The organism is Sporosarcina sp. FSL K6-1522, from assembly GCF_038622445.1.
Lineage (GTDB): Bacteria > Bacillota > Bacilli > Bacillales_A > Planococcaceae > Sporosarcina.
Window position 1 is genome coordinate 3347320 of the sequence record NZ_CP152019.1, and the last position, 24800, is coordinate 3372119.

Consider the following 24800-nt stretch of genomic DNA (forward strand, 5'->3'; position numbering starts at 1 on the left):
CATATGTGGTTTCATCATACCATAGAAATGGGATTGCTCGCAAAGACATCAAGTCATCTTAATCAATGACAGAATCTCAGATCGCAACACGTTGTCATTTTCATAAACGCCTCTTGCTACAGTTGTCACGGTCTTGGCACCCGGCTTCTTAATGCCCCGCATCGCCATACACATATGCTCCGCCTCAACCACGACATATACCCCCATCGGATTGAGCATTTCCATCATAGCATCTGCCACTGTCGATGTGATGCGTTCTTGCAATTGTGGTCTTCTCGCTGTTGTTTCAACCGCTCGCGCCAATTTACTCAAACCTGCAACGACGCCATCACGCGGAATATACGCGACATGTGCATGACCGAAAAATGGCACTAGGTGATGTTCACATACCGAATGGAATGGAATATCTTTCACCAGTACAACTTCATCATGGTTTTCATTGAAAACGGTTTTAAAATACTCTTTTGGGTCTTTATGTAGGCCTTCAAAAACTTCTGCATACATCTTCGCTACCCGCTTAGGCGTGTCAACGAGTCCTTCACGCTCCGGATTTTCCCCGACCGCTTCGAGGATCATCGTTACAGCCTTCTCTATTTTCTCATAATCAACATTATTCGTCATGCGAATCCTCCTCAATCGGAAATAATTCTATTCCAACAAAAATAGTAGCATACTCCCCCATTTCCGTACAGTTCGCAAGCTCTTTTTCGTTACGCCAATTGCTATCACAATTAAATTGGCATAATGAAAGGAAAGAAGCCCGTCCAAACTATCTGTTAAACAGATAAGTCAGACGGGCTCCTATGTAAATTCGAAGATTATTTCACCGCGTCTTTAAGCGCTTTACCTGCTTTGAAAGCAGGAACTTTGCTTGCTGCGATGTCGATCTCTTCCCCAGATTGTGGGTTACGTCCTTTACGAGCCGCACGTTCGCGAACTTCGAAGTTACCGAAACCAATCAATTGTACTTTGTCACCCTTCGCAAGAGTGTCCTGGATTGTATCGAATACTGCTTCAACAGCTTTTGTAGCATCTTTCTTTGTTAGACCTGCTGCTTCCGCTACAGAGTTAATGAGTTCTGTTTTATTCATACCATTCACCTCCTCTCAAAGAGAATCAGTACGCTTTCAATACTGTAAAAAGAGTATCACAACCAAAACCTCGACGCAACAATATTATCGTAGATTCCCCATTATCATGCACTTTATTCATAAAAACACGAAAAAAGATCCGTTTTTGACGGATCTTTTCACTTTAGACGATAAACGTAATCATGCCCTTGTTACCATTATTGACCATTTGTTCAATTGTTTCTCTGAGCCGTTTCCGAGCATTTTGTGGTACAGAAGCCGTTTTAAAACGAATGCTTTCCTTCATCACTTCATGAAGTGGAGTACCAAATAACTGGGTTTCCCACAACTTTTCACGGTCATGTAAATAAGCATCCTTCAACTCCTTCAACAGATGATGACTATGGAATTCGGAGCCGATTAGTGGCGAAAACTCCGCTTCCATATCCACCCGAATAATATGAAGTGATGGCGCTGTCGCCTTCATGCGAACACCAAAAAAGTTGTTCTGCTTAATTAATTCTGGAGCAGTAGGATTAAAATCGTCAATCGTAGGAAGTGCGACGCCATACCCTTGTTTTTTAGCTGTATCAATGGCCTCTGAGTACAAATTATAAGATTTTTTTGCTTTTGCCGCTTCTTTCACAAATAATAACCAATCTTTTTTCGTCCCGATTTCCTGCCCCATGATTTCTTCACATATTTCACGGAATGCTTCCTCATCCATATCAATTTTAATCGTCGCTTTCCCTTTGCCAGAGTCCACTTCTATCACTTCAGCATGTCGAACATACTTCTCATCGGTTAAGCGTTCTGCAAGCTCCTGTACTTTACGAATTTTGGACACTTCGAGAAAACCTTCATTAATAACCCTGTCGATGTTTTGATTCAACTCGTGCTCACTTCCAAGCACGTCCATCCAATCCGGCTTTTGTAAATCAATATCAGAAATCGGAAATTCATACAGCGCTTCCTTTAAAATAAGTTGAATCTCTTGGGCATTTAACTGATCTGCACTAATCGCAATAACCGGCACACCATATGTTTCATGCAGCTGATGTTTCAATGCGACGGTTTTTTCATGTGCCGGCATTTTGGAATTAAGCACAATGACAAAAGGTTTGCCGATATCTTTTAATTTATTTATGATTTCAATTTCAGCTACTTCCGCCGCTGCCCTCGGTATGTTGTTCACTGTGCCATCCGTCGTCACGAGAATGCCGATTGTAGAATGGTCTCTAATCACCTTATCCGTGCCGATACGTGCCGCCTCTTCGAATGCGACCGGTTCGTTATGCCATGGCGTATGAACGTATTTAGGGCCATCCTCGTCCTCATATCCCTTCACGCCATCAATGACATAGCCCACACAATCTGCAAGTCTAATTTGAAACTTCAAGTCTCCGTCCCCAACAGAAACCAACGTCCCTTGTGCCGGTACAAATTTCGGTTCGGAAGTCATAATCACCGGACCTGGGGAACTTTGCGGTAATTCATCCTGTGCCCGTATCCGATCCGCCGCCTCCGTCATATTTGGAATGACGACTTCTTCCATAACCCTTTTCACGAACGTGGATTTTCCTACACGGACCGGGCCGACGACACCTATATAAATATCACCATCCGTACGTCGAGCCAGATTTTCATATAATTCCTCTTTCATTTATCCATCGCCCTCCTTTTTCTACGCATATTACTTTATGTAAAAGAAAAACGTTTCATGCACGTGGCATGAAACGTTTTTTCATTTGGCATTCATCATGAAGATTGGCTCGTTCTGATCATTCACTGTATAAGGCAATGAATACGCAGGTAAAATAGGGAAATGATCCGCCAATAAATAGCGAATGTCCTCTCCCTCTTTGACATCCGGTTGTTGCTCTTGTAGCACTTTGTTTAAATCAATTGAGTAGTCGATGTAATACTTCCCATCTCCAGCAATGACAATCGGCAAAATGGCATCTGAATATGGGCTCGGTACCGTTAATGGCTCTTTAAAGCCCATTTCCTTAAAATCTACTGTATAGACATGCTTACCAATTTCTTCTTTAAATGGTGCACGTCCATTGATATGCTTGCGCAAATTCAATTCACGAATGCGCTCAGCTGACCGTAAATCAACGAGTTTAACCGTTGGATTCTCTTCTACATCCCATAAAACATATTGATAAATCCCACCTACTTCATACGCATTTTCTGGAATCTTTGCTGTATAGGCGGGTGCAATTTTAGAAAACTCAATCGGGTATTTAATGTAACTATCTGTTTCCATATCTTTTGTTTTAATCGGTAATAGTCCATTTGTATTTTCTTGGTAGGCATTAACCGCTTTTTGAATCGTTTCCAATTGGTCAGCATAAGGTGTCTCTTGTGCAATCTTTTCCTCTGGAGTCGATCCACCACAAGCAGAAAGAAGTAAAACCAATGAGGCAAGTATCAACACATGCACTTTTCTGATAGCGAATCTCATCATGCTCCTCCTGTCGGCCCGTTAAATACGAGATAAATCATCGCTAAAAACGAAATAATGAGTAATGTATAAGCGATAAGGGCAAAGATCAATTTAAGTATTTTATTTTTAAGCTTATGTCGGCTCGTGTAAATGAGACCCATAGAAATAACCATGAATCCCATGGCGTAGAACGATAGCCACATTTTATCCATTGAGGACAAGACGAGTCCTCCTTTCATATAATCAGGTTCCTTTAAGGCATTCAACGATTGCCGAAAAGATCTTCCACTTCTTGCTTTTTCATGCGATTCATCAGCTGATCGACGGCTTTCTTCGGTGGAACGTTTTCAAATAGAATGGAGTACAGCGCTTCAGTAAGCGGCATAGAAACCTCGTGAAGTGTAGCGAGCTGATGTGCGGCTTTTGCCGTTCTAACACCTTCAATCACCATGCCCATCCCGGATACAACTTCTTCTAGGCTATTCCCTTTACCGAGCATGTTGCCTGCCTTCCAGTTGCGTGAGTGAACGCTTGTACAGGTAACGATGAGATCACCAAGACCCGTTAAACCAGAAAACGTTAAAGGATTCGCCCCCATCTTGACACCTAGTCTTGAAATTTCAGCTAAGCCGCGTGTAATAAGAGCCGCTTTGGCATTATCACCATATTCAAGACCATCTGAAATACCAGCAGCTAAAGCGATGACGTTTTTAAGTGCAGCCCCAATTTCCACACCGACGATATCATTATTGGTATAGACACGGAAATAGTTATTCATAAAGAGATCCTGCACATACTCTGCTGCTTTCAAGTCAACAGAGGCAGCCGTCACCGTCGTTGGATGTCTCAATACGACTTCTTCTGCGTGACTAGGCCCCGAAAGCGCTACAATCGCATTCAGTTTTGTTGGTGCGAATTCTTCCGCAATCATTTCTGATATTCTTTTTAAGGAATCCGGTTCAATTCCTTTGGATACGTGAACAACAAGCTTTTGTTCAATTGCCATCGCATTTAGGTCCGCGCATACCCCGCGTATCCCTTTCGTTGGCACAGCGATGATAATCGTCTCACCATGCATTGCAGCTTCCTCCAAGTTAGAGGTCGCTGTTAAGTTTTCGGGTAAAGAAATACCAGGTAAATATGCGTTGTTCGAATGGTTATCATTAATTTCCGCAGACTGCTCAGGGCGTCTTGCCCACAGCAAACAGTCATGACCGTTTTCAGCAAGAACAAACGCAATCGCAGTTCCCCAGCTCCCCGCCCCAATAACCGTTACTTTTTTCATAATCACTCATCCTTTCTCCAAAACACCAAACCATCACGCCTCAGCATCATTACGTCAACATCTGTGACATCTGCCGAAGACTAGCTTGAAGTAGCAGGGAGTTTGGACGCCTCCCTGATTTGTTTTGTATGTTCGCATTCATCTCGCCAACGAAGTAAAACAGAACGTAATTTTTCTCTTTTCATACCGGGAGATGAATGCGGCATCAAGTTAACTTCTTGCGCGTGTAATCAGCCTAATCGGTGTACCTTCAAAGCCAAATGCTTCGCGAAGGCGGTTTTGCAAAAAGCGCTCATAAGAGAAGTGCATTAGCTCAGGCTCATTGACAAATACAACGAATGTTGGTGGCTGAATCGCTACTTGTGTTGCGTAATAAATGCGCAGGCGTTTGCCCTTATCAGACGGTGCAGGGTTTCTCGCAACCGCATCTTCAACCACTTCATTCAACACACTCGATTGAATGCGCAAAGCATGGTTTTCACTAATCATCGTAATTTTATCAAATAAGCTATGGACACGCTGTTTCGTTTTAGCCGAAACAAAAGCGATTGGTGCATAGTCAAGGAATTGGAAATTATCTCGAATTTCTGCTGTCAGCTTATTCATCGTTTTATCGTCTTTTTCAACTGCATCCCATTTGTTGACGACGATCATAACACCTTTTCCTGCATCTTCTGCATAGCCGGCAATCCGCTTGTCCATTTCACGAATACCTTCTTCGCCATTAATAACGATTAGCACGACATCCGAACGGTCAATCGCCTTCAATGCACGAAGAACTGCATACTTCTCTACATTTTCATAGACTTTCCCTTTTTTACGCATACCAGCAGTATCGATAATTTTATACTTCTGTCCCTCATGTTCATAAGAGGTATCGATTGCATCTACTGTCGTACCCGCGATATTGCTCACAATGACTCGTTCCTCGCCTAAAAACGCATTGACGAGTGAAGATTTCCCCACGTTCGGACGACCGATTAGTGAAAAACGAATCACATCGTCTTCAATCGGCTCCTCTCCCGGCTCTGGGAAGCTATTCGCAACCTCATCCAGCAAATCTCCAAGTCCTAATCCGTGCGATCCTGAAACCGGGTAGGGATCGCCAAACCCAAGGGAATAGAAATCGTAAATCATATCCCGCATATCAGGGTTGTCCACTTTATTTACTGCGAGAACAACAGGTTTTTTCGTCTTGTATAAAATTTTCGCAACCTGCTCATCGGCATCTGTTACGCCTTCACGACCGTTGACAAGGAAAATAATAACATCCGCCTCGTCAATTGCAATTTCTGCTTGCAATCGTATCTGTTCGAGGAAAGGCTCATCGCCAATATCAATTCCCCCTGTATCGATCAGATTAAAATCATGTGTCAGCCAATCTGCTGAGCTATAAATCCTGTCTCGTGTTACTCCTGCAACATCTTCTACAATCGAAATACGTTCTCCAACGATTCGGTTAAATATTGTCGATTTTCCGACGTTTGGCCTACCGACAATCGCCACTGTTGGTTTCGTCATCATCATACATCCTTCCAGCTTATCTTCTGCATATTATACACTAAAAAGCACAGGGCGCCCACCTAGACGCGGCAAACACCCTACGTCTGAACACAAAAAAGAGGATGATGCTCGTAAAAGCATCATCCCCATGCAAGTACTCGTTCTTAAAGTTCACATCATCCACTTGAATGGCGTAAACGCTTATTCTGAAAACTTTTTAAGCTGATCGCCAATAACATCGCTTAACGAAAATCCAGATGCTTCTTCCGGCATTTCATAATCTCCATAAGAAGTATTGCTGTCATCTTCTTTTTCAACCAAATCTTTAATGCTGAGAGATAGACGCTTCTCATCCGGATTCACATCCAGCACTTTAACATTCACTTGTTGCCCCTCTTTTAGCACTTCATGTGGCGTGCCAATATGCTGATGGGAAATGCGTGAAATGTGAACAAGCCCTTCAACGCCCGGGAATACTTCTACAAATGCACCGTACGATACAAGGCGGCGAACCGTACCTTCTAATGTAGAGCCCACTGGCGCTTTGCTTTCTAGCCCTTCCCATGGCCCAGGTAACGTATCTTTAATGGACAATGAAATACGCTCAGCATCACGGTCAACAGACAATACTTTGACGTTTACTTTGTCGCCTTCTTTTAGCACATCCGACACTTTCTCAACATGATCATGCGCCAATTGTGAAATATGAACCAGGCCATCAACACCGCCAATATCAACGAATGCGCCGAATGATGCAAGACGTTGAACCGTCCCTTCCAACACTTGGCCTTCTTTTAAGCTATCCATGATTTCTTCTTTTTTCGAAGATTTCTCTTCTTGAAGAACCGCACGGTGTGAAAGGATTAAGCGATTTTTCTCTTTATCCATTTCAACAATTTTAAACGTCATCATACGCCCTTTATAATCATCAAATGATTCGACGAAATGATCTTCTACAAGTGAGGCCGGTATAAATCCACGTACACCAAGGTCAACAACTAGTCCACCTTTGACAACATCTCTCACTTCTGTTTCAATTGTTACTTTGTTATTAAATTTCTCTTCAAGAGAATCCCAAGCATCTTCCGCATCGACTTTCCGTTTCGAAAGAACATAAGTTTCCTCTTCAACCTTCATAATAATCAATTCAAGTTCGTCACCTTCAGCAACGGCATCTTCCGCCTTTTCAATGTGAAGGCTAGATAGTTCACTAATGGGGATCACACCATCGAACGGAGCGCCTGTAATTTCGACTGTTACCGATTTATCCTCGATTTTCGTCACTTTCCCAGTAACACGATCACCTTCGTTATAGCTGCCTACAGTTTCCAAATTCATCTCTTCAGTCATATGTAGTCCTCCTCCATAAAGAATCCTATCTTCTATATTATGCGAATCTATTCATAAAAACAAAAATTTACCCTTATTCTTAGCGATTTTGTTCAATAAGCTTACGAATTTCATTCATAATCACGGCCGTTACCTCTTCAGAAGACGTTCTATTCTCACGATAAGGCGTAATATCGATAGGCTTACCATAGACCACTTTCAAGCGCTTGAACGGTTTGTATGGACCGATAATTGCGCAAGGCATGACGACCGCTTCTCCTTTAAGCGCAAAAAAACCAGCGCCTGCAAGCCCTTCTCCTAATTCACCAGTCTTACTGCGCGTTCCTTCTGGAAATAAACCGACTACGTTGCCCGCCTTCAAATGTTTCAATGTATTTCGAAACGCCTCGCGATCACTCATCCCCCGCTTAACAGGATACGCTTTAATACTTGGCAAAATGGTTTTTAAAATCGGCACACTGAACAATTCCTCTTTCGCCATAAAATGAACGGGCCTTGGACAAGTAATACCTACAATCGGCGGATCTAAATTATCAATATGATTGGCACAAAGTAGCACGCCGCCTTCTTTCGGAAAATTTTCTTTCCCAATCACTTTGATGCGATGAAGTGGATAAAAAGCCACACTGCAGAGAAACTTACCTAGTGGGTATAGATTCATATATGTGCCCTCTCTTCAGCAAGTTTACTAATCTCTCTTGCAACCTCCTCGATTGTCATCGAAGTCGTGTCAATTACAATTGCGTCTTCCGCTTGCTTTAACGGGGAGACTACTCTTTCACTATCCGCTCTGTCACGCTCACTAATTTCAGCCGCCAATTGTTCGAGTGGTGTCGCCATCCCACGTTTCTCATTCTCAAGGTAGCGACGCATTGCACGCTCTTCTACCGATGCCGTCATAAAGATTTTAAGCTCAGCATTTGGCAGTACAGCAGTTCCGATATCTCGTCCGTCCATAACAACTCCCGTACCTTCAGCGAGCTGTTGCTGTTTTTCAACCATTAGTGCCCGAACACCCGAATGCACCGCAACCGCCGAGACGTGCGCTGTTACTTGTTGCGAACGAATTTCTTCAGAAACATCTACATCATCGACAATCACTTTTTGCCCTTTAGCGGATGGTAATAATACGATTGCCGTATCTCGCAACAAAGCAGTCAGTTTGTCCCCGTCATTAGTATCTATGTTCTGAACTAACGCCTTATGCGTAAGTGCGCGATACATCGCGCCCGTATCAATATACGTATAGCCCAATTTCTCAGCTGTCATTTTAGCAATTGTACTTTTTCCCGCTGCTGCAGGTCCGTCTATTGCAATTTTTAATTCTTTATACATGTTCATCTACCCCCGTAGTCAATTCGACCATATTGTAACATATCGAAAAAGGAAAAGTCCCATTTGCACAGACTTCTCCCTTATTCGATTGCTATTTTGTATTACGCATTTTTAGTTGTCGCTCGAAACAAAAGCGAACAATGTACTGCGCATTGACCGGCTCAATGTTCTCAAATTGTAACGAAGCGATTTTCCGCCCTTCCTTCTCCCAAATGCGAATGACACGTCCAGATACTTTAATGTATTTAATTTCTTTATTCATAAATGGGAGAACAATTGTCAGAGCTACTTGATCTTCAGGACCAAACGAGACTTTGTCCGGTACATTTAATGCCACACCACCCGCACTAATATCTTCCGCTACTAACTGAGTAAATACCCCGTCCTTTTCAACCGCAATGTCTATTGCCGTTTCAACCCGAACGAACTCACGTCGCTGAATTTTAATGAGCTGATCGTCTCCGGGATATGTTAATTTCAGCATCGGAATGCCTTGGTTTAATCTGCCATTCACTTCTGTTCGGAAAGCATATGACATTTTTAAATGATCTATAAATGTCACAATCAGTTGTGTCCCATCAAGAAAAAAGGCAGACTTCCCCGAATTGATTTGCGTTGGATAATCAATCATCACGAAATTTTCGCCGATATCCACTACTTTGCTTTTATATTTTTCGCCGCCTTCGGTAAAGTCTTTGTCAATGACAAGGACTGTCCCAATTGAAAGTAACATAGCTAAGCACCCGCCATCCTAATGTCTTATTACCCATTATGTCATGACGGGATGAAAATTCCAATGCCAGATTATGATTCCGTTATTGAAGCCTTTCAGTTTTAATCACTTCGGCGGTTTCTGTATCCACAATTACTGCATAAGTACCGGCTTGACCGTTTTCACCCATCGTCACCGTCAAATAATGCGACAGTCGTTGCTCAAGTCGATCATTTTCCACATAGGCAAGCTCTTCCTTCATAACTGTAACACCTGAATGGAAAAAGGTGGTCCAATCGATTTTCATAATCGGTTGTTGTGCCGTCTTCTCTTTTCGTATATATTCAGAAGCATCAAGCCCAACAATTCCACCATTATCCTTTGCCACCTTGAGATGAATAACATCCGAAAATACTTTCGCCTTATATTCAGGCTCTACTCTGACATAAACAAAATGCCATGCAGTACTATTCTCTCGGGATTCTTCATAGACCAAATCCTTATAACCCGCATCTTTTAAAAACGTCTCTGCCTTCTTTTGAATTTCTTCAAATGGCAGACTTTCTTTTCCAAACGGCCTTTCTGACAAAAACGATAGAACATGGCCTCCTTTCTCAGTTACATCGATGTAGCCAATCGATTGATTTTCAGCAAAACGGATGTGGTAAAACGGATAAGGTGAGCCTGGTTTACTCATTTCAACACCAACAATTTCGTTTGATACATGTGGAAACAGCTGCTTAAAACGCTCTACAGCTTCATCACGTGTTACTTTTTGGTCTTGCATATCTCGTAATTCTTTTTTCTTCATTGAATCTGATTCACTTGCGGTTAATGGAAAATCACTTTCTGTATATTGTTTAACAGCTGTTGCCATGCCAGCCCAATCATGTCCAGCATCCGCAGTATTTAACCTGTTGCGCCACTCATCCATTGAAAGCCTGCCGTTGACCATACCAACGGTTGCCATTTCCCATTCATCTGCCATAACCTCAAGATTTTTTGATGCTTGCGCCATTACTTGATGAAATTCCTTTTGATCTGTAGCACGACTCGTTTCTTTCGCATAATTACCGAGGCGACCTAAGTAATTTGTCCAAGAAGTTGCAAAGCTTTGATCCAGCGGTAAAGAGGCAACCGAATTTTTTATATCCGAAGAGAGACGCCAAATATCTTCACGCGCTTTTTCCGAGCCGTCCGCTTCATTAAATAATAGCGTCTTTTTTACAGCTGTATCTAATTCGTCAAGTTTCTCCGAGGCGTCTGCCATCTTATTCGCATATTGTCCACTTAGCGCTAACGACAGCTGGTCATTTTCAGCCGATTTTCCAACTGTAAACACGGTCAATACAACAAATGCATAGGTCACAACAAATAACATTTTTTTCATATAGGAGCAAAAGTTTATCGGGATATTCATGTCCTCCGAAAACTTTCACCTGTCCTCCTCCCATCGCTTGATTTTCACGTCCATCCACTCGTTAACTACAAAAAATATGCAGACCAATTTTCTTAATTTGCGGTCGTGACCATATCCATTTGCTCGTTGCTGTAATCGGGTTAAAATAATAAATCGCATTTTCAGATGGATCCCAACCGTTAATAGCATCTAGAACAGCCTCTTTCGCCCGTTCATTCGGCTCTAGCCAAATTTGACCATCATCTACTGCCGTAAATGCACCTGGTTGAAAAATAACCCCACCTACTGAATCTGGAAAATCTGCGTGCTCAATACGGTTCAAGATTACCGCTGCGACTGCAACTTGACCTTCGTACGGTTCTCCCCTTGCCTCACCATAAACCGCGTTTGCAAGTAGCTTAAGATCCTGTTCTGAGTATTTAGAAGGTAATTGGACATTTTCTTGTTTCCCTCCACTTCCCCCTCCTGACGTCACTTGATTGGCAAGAGGTTTACCTCCAAAGTGTGTGAACTTATTACCTTTCTTCAAATTGTCTTTGACAAATTTCTCATCATACTTCGAAGCATCTGCCAACTTTTTCTTCGTATTGGCACCTGCAATGCCGTCTACAGGTAGCCCATACTTCTCTTGAAAATTACGCAATGCCCAATAGGTACCGTACCCAAATTTCCCGTCAATTGTACCCGTATAGTAGCCGATATACTGGAGCCTTGCTTGCAATTCAATTACATCATCACCAGAAGCACCTCTCGCGATATTCTGCGCACTAAACGCTGAAATTTGAACGGGAGAGGTTACATACGCACAACTAAGAAGAAGTACAACCGCCAGCATGCGGATGATTATTTTTTTCAAATTCCTACCTCCTTTTCTTTCAGTTTGTCCAAACTATGAGATTTTATTATAAAAATCAATTACGCTGAAGCGGAATTGCGTCCAGATTTTTTCGAGCAAGCTCGAAAAGTTCCTCTGAAAATCTGCGACATCCGCCGTAGGCTCTATTTTTATTCAGCAGGTATTAGAATACCCGCTGAATAAAAATAAAAATGACTCGGCATGTGCCGAATCATTTTGTGTTTACCTGCGCCTTGCGTCTAAATTGCTGCATCGCGAACATATGTGCACGTTTCACCCGCGTCAACCCGAACCACCATAGGAACAGCATGAATGGAACGATTAAGTACAACCATAAATCATGAACAGTCAGAATACCATTATAGACAAAGTGCAAGCTATACGGAGCAAGAAATGCTAAAAATAAGTACTTATTAATATGGGATTCTACCGCAAACTTCGCACGACCAAAATAATAGCCCATGACAACCCCAAATAACGCATGACTCGAAACAGGTAGTAAAGCACGGAGAAATGCCGTATCTGTACCAAACGCCAACAGATAAATAATATTTTCAACTGTCGCAAAACCAAGCGAAACACTTGCCCCATATAAAATCCCGTCATAAGCATCTTCAAATTCAACATGCCGATAAATAGCAATCAGCAAAATCAACCACTTAAAAAATTCCTCAAGTCCACTCGTAAAAATAACATCGCGAAAAAAAACCGTCGTAAAAATATTTTCCTCTTCAAATACATGTTGAATAAACAAAATCGGGAACGTCATGATCGCCCCGTATAGAAATGTATGAAATAATGTACGTGTCGGTTCCTTAGCAATTTGTTTTCTCAAATAAAAATAACTGAAAAGCGCCAATCCTGGCGCAATCGCTATCGTCAGCAATATAAACATAGATGGCACCTCATTCCGCACCATTATACCATGAATTCCCTTGAAAAAGGAGGAAGCAATTTGAAGAAAAACATTTTATTCCTTCATAGCGAAGCAACCATTTCCATACGTGTGGGGTCATGACCAACTTACCAAAAAGGCTACACCTCCAACCCAAATATGGTTGTGGCGTAGCCTTTCGTTATTTTATAACTGCTCGCTTTGCTTTCATAGCGTTCGCGATCATGCCGCCATGAAATTTTCCATTTTCAATGAAAATCTCATTGGCATTATTCCCGGCAGCAATCACACCTGCAATATATAATCCCTCTACATTCGTTTCCATAGTCGCTTCATCAAAAGTAGGACGTCCGCTGTCAGCATCTGTTGTAATGCCTATGCTTTTTAAGAAGCTATAGTCAGGATGGTAGCCAATCATCGCAAAGACATAGTCATTGGCAAGCTCAAACGCTTCCCCTGCTTTGTCAATCGTAACCGTTGTTTCTGTAATCTTTGTGACTGCAGCATTGAAATGCATGTCGATAACGCCATTACGAACCAGACTATCAAACCCAGGCAAAATCCAAGGTTTTACACTCGGTGAATAATCCGCACCACGATAGACGACTGTTACAGAAGCACCTGCGCGCTCTAATTCAAGTGCAGCGTCAACGGCCGAGTTCTTGCCGCCGATGACAACGACTTTTTTTCTAAAGTATGGATGCGCTTCTTTAAAATAATGAAATACGTTGGACAAGTTTTCGCCTTCAACACCGAGTTGATTCGGATTATCATAGTAACCAGTCGCAATGATAACATTCTCTGCAACATACTCGGCTTTATCCGATACGATACGAAAACCTGCACTTTCCTTTGTCACCGTTTCCACTGTCTCGTAACTATTGATTGGAATTCCTTTTAACTCCGCAACTTTCCGATAATAGACCAGTGCATCATTACGTTTTGGCCTATCAATTGCCGTGATAAACGGAATATCCCCAATCGATAGCTTGATACTCGTACTGAAAAACGTTTGATGCGTCGGATAATTATAAATCGAGTTCACAATATTGCCTTTTTCAATCACGAGTACTTCAAATCCTGCTTCTTGTAATTCAATAGCAGCAGATAGCCCACACGGACCTCCGCCGACAATAATGGCATCTTTTCTTATCATTTTCCCTTAGCACCCCTTACGCACACTTTCCACATAGTTCATCGTAATGACATGACTTTCCGGCATCGCACCTAACCGAAGCGGCAACGTAGATGTGCCATAGCCATTACTAACCAACTTTGCCTTGCCACCTTCGGACTTGAAAGCCCCTTTTTCCATTAAGCCGAATTTACCAATTCGAATTTGTCCGCCATGTGTATGTCCAGCGAGCATTAATCGAGGATGATATAAAGGCTCAATCTTTCGGAAAAGCGATGGTGTATGTGTCACAAGTATGACATTTTCATACTGTTCAATATAGCGAAGAGTTGAGTCGATATCGACTTTTCTGCTTGATGGATCGTCCGTTCCACATATCCCCCACGTCGGATGTCCTGGAATCGTAGCATTTGTATTATCCAAAATAACACCGCCATGGCGAGTGATAATAGCCCGGATCGCTTCCTCGCCTACTTCTCGATCATTGTTACCCCAAACATAAAAAAGCGGGCCCAAACAAGCTAGACGGCGAACATTCTCTTCAACACGACTCAGTGGAACTCCTCGTTCCGCAAGATCTCCACCGATAATGACACTATCGATGTTTCTAGCCGGATGTACTTTGGACAACAACTTATCATCAATGACTCGGCGGTGAATATCAGAAATAAAAAATATGGTTAACTGTTTATCTGTCGTGTCGCCCAATCCACAATGCACCTCATGGAAGACGACATTCTTTTTTCTTGCGTTCATCCACATCAGCATGACAGTGCCCATCAGCGCTGAAAGAACTGTCCATGCAATCTTCTTCATAATCGTAACCATGCGCCACCTTCCATAGAAAAAAGGCAAAGTATAACCACTTTGCCTGTGTGTTGTCGTACTTCTCTTTAAGGTATGATCAGCTTTTGTCCAACGCTAATATTATTCGATGACAAACCGTTGGCACTCTTAATTTTAGCAACGCCAGAATCCGAACCATAATAATTCATCGAAATTCGGTAAAGTGTCTCACCATTAGCCACTATATGCGTTTTAGCCGTTGGTTTGGGATCCGGCTTTGGTTCCGGTTTCGGCTCTGGTTTTGGTTGCGGCTTCGGTTCTGGCTTTACTTCAGGCTTCGGCTCTGGCTTTACTTCAGGCTTCACTTCTGGTTTTACCTCAGGTTTTACTTCCGGTGTTTCTTGTACAGGGGGATTCACATCCACAGCAGTTGGTTCTTCCTCTTTTTTCACTTCAGGTGCTTTATCGACTTTTGGCGTAGCATCTGCCTCGGCTTTCTTCTTTGCTTCATCGTCCTTCTCATCTGCCGCCCCTATTTTCCCGTTACTTCCTTTCACATCCGTTTCATAGAGAAAACCCGGCTCATCTACTTTGGCCTCTGGATTATCCTCCGGTTTATAGAAATCCGAAAGAACATAAACGAGAATCACGACGGGAATCAATGTGAATAGCCCAAGGCATACATTGATCAAAATTGTACTCGGTTTCGTTTTCTTTTTTGAATTCGGTTTTCGACCTTTTTTATGATGTAATTCAGTTCGCGATGGCAGACTCTCAGTATCTTGCCCTTCGTCTACACTGATTTCCTTCCTATGCTCTTCGAATTCAGCTTTATAATCATCTTTTTTCATCGCCACATTCTCCTATCGCATCGTGCTATTCTTTTATTATGACGAATTTTGTTGTAAAAGTAAATGGATATCGAACGGACTAGCCGAGCAATGTGACAAGTCTTTCCTCCCAGTCCATCGACCGCTTACCAGGATTCATTAAGTCTTGTTCAGTAAGCCAATCCGCTTCAGTCGTACCACAAACGGAACAGCAATACGTAGGCTTTCTGTCACATCGTTCGTCAAATAAAGCTAACAGACTTTCACGAATACAGCACGCCGATTGCACGAGGCGAAGCATCTTCTGAAGTTGCACCTCTTTTTCAGCTAATAGTTCAGCCATGCGCCTGATGACTTCCTCGACCGTCATCCGCTCCATATAGTATTCAATGACACGCTTGGCTGTTTCACTCATATTCGTCATTTGCGCCGCTTCCTGTGCTGGAATCTTCTCTGCCAATAAGCGAGCAAAATGCCGAATCTCCCACTCTTGCGGTATATCCTCTTGAATGATGAAGCGCGTCTTTCCTTCATCTTCCGGTGAAAACAGTAACGTGGCCGCCGATAACTCTCCATCACGCCCAGCCCGTCCTACTTCTTGCAAATAATCGCTACTATTTTTCGGTATATGTTCGTGTATCACTTGCCGGATGTTATTTTTATGTATACCCATTCCAAACGCATTTGTAGCACAAATCCAATTTATTTCTCCAGTGATAAACTGCTCTTGGATGAATGCGCGATCTTCCTGTTCTTTTCCCGCATGATAGGCAGCAGCAGAAACACCTTGTTCTCGAAGAAGGGTAGCAAGTTGGTCTGCGCGCTTTCGCGAAGCAACATAAATAATGCCCGGCCCCTTCGTTGTGGTAACTCGCTCGACGATAAACGTTGTTTTCTCACGCTCAGCATGTAACTTCACAATCGCGTACGATATATTCGGTCGATCAATAGATTGCCGATGAATTGCAGGCGTATTCAATTGTAAATATCGGCTAATATCAGCAACAACTTGCTCGTCCGCCGTTGCAGTCAGCGCAAGTATAGGCGGTCGACCTAACGCTATAAACACCTCTCCCATACGCAAATAATCCGGTCGAAAATCAAAGCCCCACTGCGAGATACAATGCGCCTCATCGACTACGAGTAAAGCCATTTGAAGCATACGAAGCCGCTCCATCACATGCTGTTGCAAGAGCATCTCTGGCGAAATATAGATAAATTTATAGTGCGCCAGCTGGTCCATCACTCGATTTTTCTCCGTATAGGAAAGAAAGGAGTTGAGTGCCACGACTCGTTTTTCTCCATTTCTTTTCATATTCGCCACTTGGTCTTCCATTAAAGCGATAAGGGGAGAAACGATTAGCACCGTACCTTCCAGCATATAAGCTGGCAGTTGATAGCACAATGATTTGCCCATGCCTGTCGGCAATATAGCAACAGTATCTTTCCCTGCAATAACGTCGCGAATGACTCGTTCTTGTCCAGGCCTAAAATGATCGAACCCAAACTTTTCTCGCAACACTTGATGCACATCACTCATGACACTTCACCTCCCGTCCTTGCCCCTAAAATCAAACGCAGTTGAAAATAGGATAGCCTATCAAATTCAGCTTTCAATAACCGCAGCCTTCGTGTCCCACTGGCATTTACTTTGGCAACAACCGCCGTCACATCTGCCGCCTCAACAAATTGGTAAAGCGGAAAGGCGGGGTCATGAATCGCCATCTCCACAAAATGATCCTCGATTGTACTCTGCTTCAACTTGCGGGCAACAGCAATTTCCTGCATGGACAAACCCTCTTCAAATAAGCGTTTGGTACGCATCGAGGACTCTGTTAAATATGTCGTTACTTTGATATTTTCAGCGATTTTTCGCAAAAAAGGCAAATCGGTAGAAACTTCAATGACAGCAAGCAGCTTATGTAACGCCTCTATGAATAGAAGACGTACAGCAAGTGGATCGAGTTTCAATTCCTGTGCTAACTGCTCCCATGTCCACCCTGTCAGGCCATACCCCGCTAAACGATGCGTCATAATTTGCTTTTGTCGATCACCCATCCCACTTCTATGCATACCTTGTCGTAGTTCCTCTCCAAGACTACTTGCAAAAACGGGATCTTGAATCGGTTGATAGGCTAGCGCCTTCTTCACAAAAGACTGAATGTCCCATTCTTTTTGGATGGGAAGAAAGGATTTTTCTCCCGTTCTCAAATTCGACACAGTTTGGACAATAAGCGACAACCTGGCGAAGAAAATCATTTCGCGTCCCCTATAATCCCATCCATTAAATCGGTAAATTGGTAATTCGACAACTTGTGCACGGCCACGTTCCGTTAACCCTACAAGTGATTCATCCGTCATACGAATGAGCCCTGCGCCCTGTAAGTGCTTAATAGCTTCCTCAAACCGCTCGGTGGAGAGTTTGGGTAATAGCCCAAAGAACGCTTTAAGTCCATAGTATTCGACATCTTGCAAAGTTTGTCCCGACCGTTTCCCTCTTAATAAATGCAGTCCCGAGTAAATTGTACGCTCACCATCTATTTTATAAATGATTTTTAATAGGATTGAACAGAGATTCATGTAGAATTCCTCCTAAGATAAATGTTTTTATGTTGAAAACTTTTGGAAACATCATTAGAATGGAATGTGAAGTAAATCGTTTGTAGGGAGAAAAGAGGAGAGAAAGACTATGCCTAAGTATACAATCGTCGATCAGGATACGTGCATCGCTTGTGGAGCTTGCGGAGCCGCTGCGCCTGACATCTATGACTATGATGACGAAGGAATCGCCTACGTTATCCTTGATGATAACACGGGTACAACAGAAGTTCCAGAAGAACTGATGGAGGATTTGGAAGATGCATTTGACGGCTGCCCGACTGACTCAATCAAAATTGCGGACGCTTCGTTCGACGGAGATCCGCTAAAATACGAAGACTAATTATTTCTTCTACGCGTTGAAAGACCGCCCTGAAAAATCTCAGGACGGTCTTTCTTTCTATCTATATGATGACGTTATTTTACGCCATTAACTGAATGCGTTGCTTCGCAATCCATTTGCTCATGCTCTTGAAAAGGAATAAAGTGATTACCATCAACATCACACCTTTAATGAGGTTGAAAGGTAAAACCCCTAGCACAATAAAGCCTGACAACTCACTACCTGCCATTGCCGGGAAATTCATGAAATACGTATACATCGGCAAGAACAGTACATAATTCAAAACACTCATCCCGACAGCCATCGCAACAGTTCCTGCAATGAGTCCAGCAGCTAAGCCTTTAGACGTTTTAAATTTATTGTGGATGAAATAGATTGGCATAATGAATAGGACTCCTGTTGCAAAGTTCGCAATTTCCCCTACCGGAACGCCCGTCGGACTCCCCGACATGAACCAATACATCACATTTTTAATCAATTCAACCGCAATCCCTGCCACCGGCCCCATCGTCATAATCGCCAATACCGCAGGAATTTCCCCAAAGTCGATTTTCAAAAAACTCGGTAATACGGGTAACGGGAAATTGAACTGCATTAATACTGTACCGATACTTCCTAGCATTGCGATGAGAATCATCTTTCGCAATTTTTTGTTGTTCATGTGTTCCTCTCTCCTTTTGCGATTCACTTCACAAAGAGGAAAGGCCGTTCCGTCCATCCGCGTCTACAAAAAATCCCCAAAGCAAATAAGCTCAGGGGAGTGTTAAAGGTTCGTTTAAAAGAACGTCTAAAAGAAGCTACTTCCCCCTTCTTTCATTCGCACTTAAATAAGCACCCTTTTTGTGGACAACACAAAAAGACAGCCGTACCTTCACCTTCTCCCATCCAGACTATACTGTCGGCTCCGGAATCACACCGGAATCAGCTGTTAAGCTCGCGGGCTAGGAAAAAATCTCCATTTCCGCCGGTCGGGAATTACACCCTGCCCCGAAGATGAATCAATATTTTATTACAACTTCATCATATACAAAAAAGAATAGAATGTAAACCTAATTGTTTACATTCTATTCTTTTTCTCATTGCGAAAATTCTATTGGGTTCACACCAATTGGTTGTGGCAGTGGTTCCGTCAAATCATATTTACCAACTTGTTCTTGTAAGACATTGTCAAACGAAATTTGCATATCGTAATTACTTGCCGTCAACATAAAACCTTCAATCATGGCAAGTGACTCACCAAGGGAGAACTGTGCAATGTCTAGTTGCTTGTTAAAGCTGATGGTCGCCGTTTCTTGTTCTACCCGCACATTATATGTGACTCCTGTCGGGATAAGCGATACTACTAGATCATCGGGGGCTTGCTGCATAGCCATAAGCGCCTCTTTCACTGAAGAAAACGGTTCCCCGCCTTCTGGTATTAAATAATCGATTCCCGAGGGCATCGTATATTTGTAATAAGGTAAAAGCCTTTTTCCACCGGGCAATGTATGGATTTCAGTTTTTCCCACTTGATTAAAGTTCGCCAATTCGCCTTGTGCATCGACCGTTTTGAATTGCAGATGATCTATAAATGTCTCCTCAAACGACTGCTCATAAACCATGCTAGCCGCTGATGATTGATCGTAGCCATGTCCTTCAGATACTTGATGCACAATGGTATTCTCCTGCACCATCAGCTTCCCTTTGTAAGGATGATAATCGTCAAAACCAAGTTCGGTTTCTGGTATGACTGGCGCATATGCTGTATAGAGTGCCACACTATCTGGATTCCCTGTTGAAAAGTCCGTCGCAATGCGTTCTTCTGGTATCATAAAGGTCACCGGAATGACTGTCGCAGCATGCGACAAGCCGATACGAAAAGGCTGCATCCCTGCCCACTCATTTGGAAGGATTACATGACTTTCACTACTGGCGTTATCCAAGGATGTGAAAAATGTCACCCCTGATTCTTGAGTGGTGGCCATCTCCTCACTTGCTGTTGCAGCAGTATCACGTGATTCCATCGCTTTATCCTCCACGGCGGAATGATTCCCACGTATCATCGATGGGATGAGTATACTTAACACGAGCAGGGCTGCTACTGCTACGAATGCAGGTATCCACTTGTTCGACTTTTTACGACCCGCGCCTTGTAAACGTTCATCTTGCTTTAGACGTGCTAGCACATCTGATTTTGCACGCTGATCTTGTATAGCGGGCATGTTGCGAAGAAGTTGTTCCATGTTTTCGTCATCCCACTTTTTACCGGTCATCCATTTCTCCTCCCCTCTGCCGGAAGAGCATTCATTTTTTTCTGTAATGCTTTTATCGCTCGATGTTGCGTCGTCTTTACTTTCCCTTCTGTCCAGTTAAGCACTTCAGCTGTTTCGGCAATGGAAAGATCATGGAAATAACGCATCAGGATCACCATCTTCTGATCACCTGTACAAGTATCGAGTGCATGCAACAGCTCTTTCATCTCCTCACTAAGCGTTACGAGCTCTTCAGGTGGAATTCCTGTTGATATGAGTTCGCTCTTTTCCCAATCGAATTTATCGAACATATGCTTTTTACGAACAGCATTTTTCCTAAAGTGATCGATTGCGACATTTTTAGCAATCGAAAAAAGCCAGGTCTTTTCGGAACTTTTCCCCTCAAAACCGGTGTATGCCCGCAATACCCTTACGTATACCTCATGCATAAGGTCCTCGGCATGATCACGATCTCCTGTCAAATAGATTAAGAATGTGAACACATCATGGTGGTATTGCTCATAAAGCCGATGGAAAACGGAGTCATCCATGCAATCCCCCCGTTCAATGTATTAGTCGTAAGACAGACGAATAAGTTACATTTTTAATGGCAACGTACAGCTGAAAATTGTTCCTTGTTCCTCTGCTCGTTTCGCTACAATACGGCCACCATGAGAATCGATAATATTTTTCGCAATGGCAAGCCCTAGCCCAGTACCACCTTTACCACGCGTTCTCGCTTTATCCGCTTTGTAGAAGCGTTCAAAAATATACGGCAAATCCTCTTCCGGAATGCCAACACCTGTATCCGCCACTGCAATTTCCATAGTATCTAGATGTTTCTTTAGATGTAATGTTACTTTCCCACCATTCGGTGTATGGCGAATCGCGTTATCAAGTAGGTTCGTAAACACTTGTTCTAAACGATCTTCATCGACATGCGACACGATATCTTGTCCTTCTGGATAGTCAAACGCTAGCTCAACCTGTGCATCCCGAGCCACTTGCATAAACTTATGGACAATACGCTCAAGAAATGGGACAACAGGAAGATCATCCTTGTACAGACGCATATGCCCCGATTCCATCCTCGCTAAATCGAGCAAGTCTGTAACCAGTCTCCCCATTCTCATCGATTCGTCATGGATGATTTGCACCATTTCATCGCGCTCCTCGTCACTTGTCGTCACGCCGTCAAGAATTGCTTCACTATAGCCTTGAAGCAATGAAATCGGCGTGCGCAACTCGTGAGAAACATTGGCGATGAAATCAGAGCGCAGTTTCTCCAGTTTGTGCTGATCTGTCATATCTCGCAAGACCGCTACTGCGCCTCGAATACTATCGCCGCTATACAATGGACTAATCGATATCGCATAGAAGCGACCACCAAGCTCCAGTTCGTCTTCGATTTCTTCCGCAAATGTCAGCACATGTTCAAGCATGTGCAAAATCTCAGGCGGAATTGCCCCATCATCCGCTGCTTTTTTAAAGTGCCAATTTTGTAAGACCCGCTCCGCTTGTGGATTACTCAGTAAAATTGTATAATCTCGATTGAACGTAATGACCGCATCCGTCATAGACGTTAAAATGCTAGCCAACTGCTCCTTGTCTTGGCTAATAAGTTCAACATGATATTTTAACTGTCTACCCATTTGGTTGAATGCCGTAGCTAGCTGACCAATTTCATCATTTTGCATAACCGGCAATCGCGTATCAAAATTCCCCTTTGACAATTCGAGCGCCGCTTGCCGCATCCCACGTAAAGGCGACGTAATTCTTGTTGATAAAAAGAAGGCGAAAAATGTCGTTAAAACAAAGGCAATAAAGGCCGAAAGAAAGACGATATTCGTTGTTTGCTTGGTCGTTCTATGAACAGCTTCCAAACTTTGATAAATAATAACAGATCCAACAATTGCTTGTGCTTCTTCAACAGGATAAGAAAGAACAAGATATTGTTCCATCACATTTTCTTCTAAAATGGATGGCATAATCATTTCCTTCAAAACAGGCGTACCCGATTTCTGGTTCGTGGAAAATAAGGATTCAGAAAGAATTTTTTGTTCAATCTGCTCTTTGTTTAATCCATTATGAAAGGTATGAACGACTTCCCCACTGGCATCGGTAATCATCGCATTCGTTTCATCGTCCAAAATGTCTTTAATGATCAATTGCATCGAGGACTTACTTTCATGATCGATCACAATTTTACTAATCGTCGCCGCCTCTCTGCGTAGAGAATCTTCTGCTTGCTGGGTGTGGAAATTATCCAGAAATTCAAGTAACAATGCCGTTACAATAAACAAGACAAAGGAAACGAGAAGCAATATGGTTGCCCATAGCTTCCCGACGATTGAATTCCATATTCTATTCATATAACTATGGTTTTTCACTCCGTTTCGAAACGTTTCGATTCCGGTTGAGGTCGAAACGTTTGATAATGCCATTGTAAACTAAAAACCGTTTAATTTCACTTGTTTTCAGAATGAATGTTAGTTTCGTGTTAGTTTTTGTGATTTATTTATATAGTAGATACTCAAACAAAACCGGTCGCCTTCTCAATTGAGTTGGCGGTCGTATGTAAACCAAATAAAAAGGCGACTTACTCAGATTAATGAGTAAGTCGCCTTTTAAGTAACCAGCCACGTACTATGTTAACAGTTTGCCTTTTTCAAGAAAAAACGTCAATACCGCATTACTTTGCAGTCCGTGCCACATAACTAATCAATAAATCTGTAGCTTGTCCACGGGTCATTGTATCGACTTTAGGGGCATGATTCACACTAAAAATAGGTTTTCCATCTTTTCCTCTGGTATTGTATGCGTGCTCTAATAGGTTTTTCATATCCTTCTTTTGTGTATCAGGTAATTGTTGTGCCATTTCGTCAACCTCCTTTGGTGTGTCTACCGCAACTGTTGGTGGTGATGGTTTTGTCGCCTTTTCAAGTGCAGCCATCGTAGCGGAGCCTGCAGAGCCGTCCACAGTTAAATCATTCACTTTCTGAAAATCCTTAACCGCATTAGTCGTTGCTGGACCATAAAGACCATCAACATCTAACTTATAGCCGATTTTGTTTAACAGACGTTGTAATTCTTTTACGGTGTCGTTTGCAGGAGCTCTCCAACTCGATTTAACTTCAAAGTGCGGACGGTCGATGTTATACTTCCAATCTCCACCCCATGTGATACCAAGCTTGCGTGCAATCGCACCTGCTCTATTAAGCGTAACCACATCATATAAATTGGCTGGTGGGATCACGGCAATGTCCCACGCTAACTTACTTTTATGGTTACTGTTGAGTGTCCACGTGACAATCTTGCCGGGACGTGTACGACCTTGTGCATACAAGTAATTCTGGCGCTCCTGGCTACGGTACGTTTCTGTAATAAAAATTTTCACTCCCGCTTTTTCACACTCTTGTAGAAAGAGTCGGCACGCTTGCTGTGCTACAGGATGTAATGCATTGATGTCGCGATTAGATGTAGTTACGCTCACGACTTGCCGCCTCGCTTGTCAAAAACCGATTTGAAGAAATCAATAAACGGATCCATCGTTTTGTCATCCTCAGCCAATTTAAAATGATTCAGCACCGAATTAATCTCGCTTGCTAAATAACCTAAAAACAATACATATAGCGCACTAATCCCCAACGGCTCCGGCATCAATAAAGCAACAGGGATTGCGTAAACTAGCAGGATAAACATCAACAGCTTACGAGCAATGCCAAAGATGGCTTTGGCACTCGAAAATGCTACTTTGGGGTTAAACTTGGCGTTAAGCCACCCAATTGTAAAATCTAAAACATTCGCACCCATAATGAGCGCTAGAATGTAAATCAATTTCGAGTTATCCGATTCTAAGTAACTATTCAGCCAGTCAATCATTTGCATATATCTCACCCTTCAATTTAAATTTCTGACAAATAAAATACCCTCCACATAATTGTGGAAGGCTATATCTAGTCTTCTTCATCTTGTCCGATACACTCACAACAACTCATG

The 24800-nt window shown here is 42.8% G+C and carries 26 protein-coding genes and 1 riboswitch; of the genes, 1 reads left to right on the top strand and 25 read right to left on the bottom strand.

The genetic code is table 11. The features are described from left to right. Positions 1-48: 48 nt before the first annotated feature. The 19 genes from folE to MKY34_RS16655 form a co-directional block, all read right to left on the bottom strand. Positions 49-621, bottom strand: coding sequence for a GTP cyclohydrolase I FolE (gene folE, locus MKY34_RS16565; protein ID WP_342512220.1), 573 nt, complete (start codon positions 619-621; stop codon positions 49-51). A 197-nt stretch (positions 622-818) separates the two neighbouring features. After that, positions 819-1091, bottom strand: a complete 273-nt coding sequence (locus MKY34_RS16570; RefSeq protein WP_342512221.1) for an HU family DNA-binding protein — start codon at positions 1089-1091, stop codon at positions 819-821. Positions 1092-1254: 163 nt separating this feature from the next. Next, positions 1255-2733, bottom strand: coding sequence for a stage IV sporulation protein A (gene spoIVA / locus MKY34_RS16575; protein WP_342512222.1), 1479 nt, complete (start codon positions 2731-2733; stop codon positions 1255-1257). A gap of 81 nt (positions 2734-2814) precedes the next feature. Next, positions 2815-3540 (bottom strand): hypothetical protein, encoded by a 726-nt coding sequence (locus tag MKY34_RS16580; RefSeq protein WP_342512223.1) that lies wholly within the window; start codon positions 3538-3540, stop codon positions 2815-2817. After that, positions 3540-3734 carry a DUF2768 domain-containing protein gene (locus tag MKY34_RS16585; RefSeq protein ID WP_342515288.1) on the bottom strand — a complete coding sequence of 65 codons (195 nt, stop codon included), beginning with the start codon at positions 3732-3734 and terminating at the stop codon, positions 3540-3542. The genes MKY34_RS16580 and MKY34_RS16585 overlap by 1 nt, the downstream gene beginning before the upstream one ends. Before the next feature lie 50 nt (positions 3735-3784). Next, on the bottom strand, positions 3785-4807 hold the full coding sequence (locus MKY34_RS16590) for an NAD(P)H-dependent glycerol-3-phosphate dehydrogenase (RefSeq protein ID WP_342512224.1): 1023 nt from the start codon (positions 4805-4807) through the stop codon (positions 3785-3787). Positions 4808-5017: 210 nt separating this feature from the next. Further along, positions 5018-6328 (bottom strand): ribosome biogenesis GTPase Der, encoded by a 1311-nt coding sequence (der, locus tag MKY34_RS16595; RefSeq protein WP_342512225.1) that lies wholly within the window; start codon positions 6326-6328, stop codon positions 5018-5020. A gap of 183 nt (positions 6329-6511) precedes the next feature. Next, positions 6512-7660 carry a 30S ribosomal protein S1 gene (gene rpsA / locus MKY34_RS16600; RefSeq protein ID WP_342512226.1) on the bottom strand — a complete coding sequence of 383 codons (1149 nt, stop codon included), beginning with the start codon at positions 7658-7660 and terminating at the stop codon, positions 6512-6514. Positions 7661-7739: 79 nt separating this feature from the next. Continuing rightward, on the bottom strand, positions 7740-8321 hold the full coding sequence (locus tag MKY34_RS16605; RefSeq protein ID WP_342512227.1) for a lysophospholipid acyltransferase family protein: 582 nt from the start codon (positions 8319-8321) through the stop codon (positions 7740-7742). Further along, positions 8318-8995, bottom strand: a complete 678-nt coding sequence (gene cmk / locus MKY34_RS16610; RefSeq protein WP_342512228.1) for a (d)CMP kinase — start codon at positions 8993-8995, stop codon at positions 8318-8320. Before cmk ends, MKY34_RS16605 begins: the two co-directional genes overlap by 4 nt. 91 nt (positions 8996-9086) lie before the next feature. Beyond that, the gene (locus MKY34_RS16615) at positions 9087-9728 is read right to left on the bottom strand and encodes a flagellar brake domain-containing protein (protein ID WP_342512229.1); all 642 of its coding nucleotides are present in this window, start codon (positions 9726-9728) and stop codon (positions 9087-9089) included. Positions 9729-9810: 82 nt separating this feature from the next. Continuing rightward, the gene (locus tag MKY34_RS16620; protein ID WP_342512230.1) at positions 9811-11127 is read right to left on the bottom strand and encodes a PepSY1/2 domain-containing protein; all 1317 of its coding nucleotides are present in this window, start codon (positions 11125-11127) and stop codon (positions 9811-9813) included. 61 nt (positions 11128-11188) lie between these two features. Continuing rightward, a complete protein-coding gene (sleB, locus tag MKY34_RS16625) occupies positions 11189-11968 on the bottom strand; it encodes a spore cortex-lytic enzyme (RefSeq protein ID WP_342515289.1) in 780 nt (259 codons plus the stop codon). Between the two features lie 226 nt (positions 11969-12194). Beyond that, positions 12195-12878 (bottom strand): glutamic-type intramembrane protease PrsW, encoded by a 684-nt coding sequence (gene prsW, locus MKY34_RS16630; RefSeq protein ID WP_342512231.1) that lies wholly within the window; start codon positions 12876-12878, stop codon positions 12195-12197. A gap of 181 nt (positions 12879-13059) precedes the next feature. After that, the gene (locus MKY34_RS16635; protein WP_342512232.1) at positions 13060-14034 is read right to left on the bottom strand and encodes a YpdA family putative bacillithiol disulfide reductase; all 975 of its coding nucleotides are present in this window, start codon (positions 14032-14034) and stop codon (positions 13060-13062) included. A gap of 6 nt (positions 14035-14040) precedes the next feature. Continuing rightward, entirely contained in the window at positions 14041-14841 is an 801-nt protein-coding gene (locus tag MKY34_RS16640; protein WP_342512233.1) for a metallophosphoesterase, read from the bottom strand. Positions 14842-14906: 65 nt separating this feature from the next. Then, complete coding sequence (locus MKY34_RS16645) at positions 14907-15650, bottom strand: LysM peptidoglycan-binding domain-containing protein (protein ID WP_342512234.1); 744 nt, start codon at positions 15648-15650, stop codon at positions 14907-14909. A gap of 79 nt (positions 15651-15729) precedes the next feature. Further along, entirely contained in the window at positions 15730-17169 is a 1440-nt protein-coding gene (locus MKY34_RS16650; RefSeq protein ID WP_342512235.1) for an ATP-dependent DNA helicase RecQ, read from the bottom strand. Then, positions 17166-18209, bottom strand: a complete 1044-nt coding sequence (locus tag MKY34_RS16655; RefSeq protein WP_342512236.1) for a helix-turn-helix domain-containing protein — start codon at positions 18207-18209, stop codon at positions 17166-17168. The genes MKY34_RS16650 and MKY34_RS16655 overlap by 4 nt, the downstream gene beginning before the upstream one ends. 109 nt (positions 18210-18318) lie before the next feature. On the opposite strand from MKY34_RS16655, the gene MKY34_RS16660 reads away from it, so the two are divergent. Continuing rightward, on the top strand, positions 18319-18570 hold the full coding sequence (locus tag MKY34_RS16660; protein WP_342512237.1) for a ferredoxin: 252 nt from the start codon (positions 18319-18321) through the stop codon (positions 18568-18570). 79 nt (positions 18571-18649) lie between these two features. On the opposite strand, the gene MKY34_RS16665 is transcribed toward MKY34_RS16660, so the two are convergent. From MKY34_RS16665 to MKY34_RS16690, 6 genes are all read right to left on the bottom strand, one after another. After that, complete coding sequence (locus MKY34_RS16665) at positions 18650-19231, bottom strand: ECF transporter S component (protein WP_342512238.1); 582 nt, start codon at positions 19229-19231, stop codon at positions 18650-18652. Between the two features lie 208 nt (positions 19232-19439). Then, positions 19440-19569: riboswitch (FMN riboswitch) on the bottom strand. A gap of 77 nt (positions 19570-19646) precedes the next feature. Next, complete coding sequence (locus MKY34_RS16670; RefSeq protein ID WP_342512239.1) at positions 19647-20822, bottom strand: hypothetical protein; 1176 nt, start codon at positions 20820-20822, stop codon at positions 19647-19649. After that, positions 20819-21352: an RNA polymerase sigma factor SigX gene (locus tag MKY34_RS16675; protein ID WP_342512240.1), complete on the bottom strand. Its 534-nt coding sequence runs from the start codon at positions 21350-21352 to the stop codon at positions 20819-20821. Before MKY34_RS16675 ends, MKY34_RS16670 begins: the two co-directional genes overlap by 4 nt. Positions 21353-21397: 45 nt before the next feature. Further along, entirely contained in the window at positions 21398-23173 is a 1776-nt protein-coding gene (locus tag MKY34_RS16680) for an ATP-binding protein (RefSeq protein ID WP_342512241.1), read from the bottom strand. 320 nt (positions 23174-23493) lie between these two features. Further along, entirely contained in the window at positions 23494-24294 is an 801-nt protein-coding gene (locus MKY34_RS16685) for a peptidoglycan-binding protein (protein ID WP_342512242.1), read from the bottom strand. After that, on the bottom strand, positions 24291-24689 hold the full coding sequence (locus MKY34_RS16690) for a phage holin family protein (protein WP_342512243.1): 399 nt from the start codon (positions 24687-24689) through the stop codon (positions 24291-24293). The genes MKY34_RS16685 and MKY34_RS16690 overlap by 4 nt, the downstream gene beginning before the upstream one ends. Positions 24690-24800: the final 111 nt, after the last annotated feature.

Coding starts and splice junctions, on each gene's coding strand:
- folE (WP_342512220.1), bottom strand. CDS start 621: ATGACGAATAATGTTGATTATGAGAAAATAGAGAAGGCTGTAACGATG.
- MKY34_RS16570 (WP_342512221.1), bottom strand. CDS start 1,091: ATGAATAAAACAGAACTCATTAACTCTGTAGCGGAAGCAGCAGGTCTA.
- spoIVA (WP_342512222.1), bottom strand. CDS start 2,733: ATGAAAGAGGAATTATATGAAAATCTGGCTCGACGTACGGATGGTGAT.
- MKY34_RS16580 (WP_342512223.1), bottom strand. CDS start 3,540: ATGAGATTCGCTATCAGAAAAGTGCATGTGTTGATACTTGCCTCATTG.
- MKY34_RS16585 (WP_342515288.1), bottom strand. CDS start 3,734: ATGGATAAAATGTGGCTATCGTTCTACGCCATGGGATTCATGGTTATT.
- MKY34_RS16590 (WP_342512224.1), bottom strand. CDS start 4,807: ATGAAAAAAGTAACGGTTATTGGGGCGGGGAGCTGGGGAACTGCGATT.
- der (WP_342512225.1), bottom strand. CDS start 6,328: ATGACGAAACCAACAGTGGCGATTGTCGGTAGGCCAAACGTCGGAAAA.
- rpsA (WP_342512226.1), bottom strand. CDS start 7,660: ATGACTGAAGAGATGAATTTGGAAACTGTAGGCAGCTATAACGAAGGT.
- MKY34_RS16605 (WP_342512227.1), bottom strand. CDS start 8,321: ATGAATCTATACCCACTAGGTAAGTTTCTCTGCAGTGTGGCTTTTTAT.
- cmk (WP_342512228.1), bottom strand. CDS start 8,995: ATGTATAAAGAATTAAAAATTGCAATAGACGGACCTGCAGCAGCGGGA.
- MKY34_RS16615 (WP_342512229.1), bottom strand. CDS start 9,728: ATGTTACTTTCAATTGGGACAGTCCTTGTCATTGACAAAGACTTTACC.
- MKY34_RS16620 (WP_342512230.1), bottom strand. CDS start 11,127: ATGAATATCCCGATAAACTTTTGCTCCTATATGAAAAAAATGTTATTT.
- prsW (WP_342512231.1), bottom strand. CDS start 12,878: ATGTTTATATTGCTGACGATAGCGATTGCGCCAGGATTGGCGCTTTTC.
- MKY34_RS16635 (WP_342512232.1), bottom strand. CDS start 14,034: ATGATAAGAAAAGATGCCATTATTGTCGGCGGAGGTCCGTGTGGGCTA.
- MKY34_RS16640 (WP_342512233.1), bottom strand. CDS start 14,841: ATGGTTACGATTATGAAGAAGATTGCATGGACAGTTCTTTCAGCGCTG.
- MKY34_RS16645 (WP_342512234.1), bottom strand. CDS start 15,650: ATGAAAAAAGATGATTATAAAGCTGAATTCGAAGAGCATAGGAAGGAA.
- MKY34_RS16650 (WP_342512235.1), bottom strand. CDS start 17,169: ATGAGTGATGTGCATCAAGTGTTGCGAGAAAAGTTTGGGTTCGATCAT.
- MKY34_RS16655 (WP_342512236.1), bottom strand. CDS start 18,209: ATGAATCTCTGTTCAATCCTATTAAAAATCATTTATAAAATAGATGGT.
- MKY34_RS16660 (WP_342512237.1), top strand. CDS start 18,319: ATGCCTAAGTATACAATCGTCGATCAGGATACGTGCATCGCTTGTGGA.
- MKY34_RS16665 (WP_342512238.1), bottom strand. CDS start 19,231: ATGAACAACAAAAAATTGCGAAAGATGATTCTCATCGCAATGCTAGGA.
- MKY34_RS16670 (WP_342512239.1), bottom strand. CDS start 20,822: ATGACCGGTAAAAAGTGGGATGACGAAAACATGGAACAACTTCTTCGC.
- MKY34_RS16675 (WP_342512240.1), bottom strand. CDS start 21,352: ATGGATGACTCCGTTTTCCATCGGCTTTATGAGCAATACCACCATGAT.
- MKY34_RS16680 (WP_342512241.1), bottom strand. CDS start 23,173: ATGAATAGAATATGGAATTCAATCGTCGGGAAGCTATGGGCAACCATA.
- MKY34_RS16690 (WP_342512243.1), bottom strand. CDS start 24,689: ATGCAAATGATTGACTGGCTGAATAGTTACTTAGAATCGGATAACTCG.